We start from the raw sequence: 1,396 nt of genomic DNA, 5'->3' as shown, positions 1-1,396 counted from the left end.
ACTGCGGGGGGTTGCCGTGCTTGCGGGAGGGCAGGTCGGCGTGCTTGGTGTGCAGCATCGCCAGGGAGCGGATGAGGACCTCGCGGGTCTCGGCGGGGTCGATGACGTCGTCCACGAGGCCGCGCTCGGCCGCGTAGTACGGGTGCATCAGCTCGGACTTGTACTCCTTGACCATGCGGGCCCGCATGGCCTCGGGGTCCTCGGCCTCGGCGATCTGGCGGCGGAAGATGACGTTGGCGGCGCCCTCCGCGCCCATCACGGCGATCTCGTTCGTCGGCCAGGCGTAGGTGAGGTCCGCGCCGATGGACTGGCTGTCCATGACGATGTAGGCGCCTCCGTAGGCCTTGCGCAGGATCAGGGAGATCCGGGGCACGGTCGCGTTGCAGTAGGCGTACAGCAGCTTCGCCCCGTGGCGGATGATTCCACCGTGCTCCTGGTCGACGCCGGGCAGGAAGCCGGGCACGTCCAGGAAGGTGACGATCGGGATGTTGAAGGCGTCACACATCTGCACGAAGCGCGCGGCCTTCTCCGACGCCTCGATGTCCAGGACGCCCGCCAGCACCTGCGGCTGGTTGGCGATGATGCCGACCACCTGGCCGTCCAGCCGGGCCAGCGCGCAGATGATGTTGCGCGCCCAGCGCTCGTGGACCTCCAGGTACTCGCCGTCGTCGACGATCTCCTCGATGACCTTGGCCATGTCGTAGGGCCGGTTGCCGTCCGCCGGGACCAGGTCCAGCAGCAGCTCGCTACGGCGGTCGGCGGGGTCGGAGCACTCCGCCCGGGGCGGGTTCTCGCGGTTGTTCTGCGGCAGCAGCGACAACAGGTAGCGCACATCGGCGATGCACGTCTCCTCGTCGTCGTACGCGAAGTGGCACACCCCGGACGTCTCCGCGTGCACGTCGGCGCCGCCCAGGCCGTTCTGCGTGATCTCCTCACCGGTCACCGCCTTGACCACGTCCGGGCCGGTGATGAACATCTGCGAGGTCTCGCGGACCATGAAGACGAAGTCCGTCAGGGCGGGGCTGTAGGCGGCTCCCCCCGCGCACGGGCCGAGCATCACACTGATCTGCGGGATGACGCCGGACGCCTTGGTGTTGCGCTGGAAGATGCCGCCGTACCCCGCCAGGGCGCTGACGCCCTCCTGGATCCGGGCGCCGGCGCCGTCGTTGAGCGAGACCAGCGGGGCACCGGCCGCGATGGCCATGTCCATGATCTTGTGGATCTTCGTGGCGTGGGCCTCGCCCAGGGCGCCGCCGAAGATGCGGAAGTCATGGGCGTAGACGAAGACCGTACGGCCCTCCACCATGCCCCAGCCGGTGACCACACCATCGGTGTACGGCTTCTTCGCCTCCAGGCCGAAGCCCGTTGCCCGGTGCCTGCGCAGCTGCTCGACCTC

At 69.0% G+C, this 1,396-nt stretch carries 1 protein-coding gene; it reads right to left on the bottom strand.

Features of this window, described 5'->3' with window-relative positions; translation table 11 throughout:
• The coding region (locus tag KWI83_RS37680) for an acyl-CoA carboxylase subunit beta (protein ID WP_218518871.1) at window positions 1-1,396 on the bottom strand (1,396 nt) is incomplete at both ends.

This window comes from Streptomyces sp. TRM70350 (assembly GCF_019219825.1).
In the GTDB taxonomy this organism is placed as follows: Bacteria; Actinomycetota; Actinomycetes; order Streptomycetales; family Streptomycetaceae; genus Streptomyces.
Note: the sequence above shows the minus strand (reverse complement) of the source record. Positions and strands in the feature narration are given on the sequence as shown.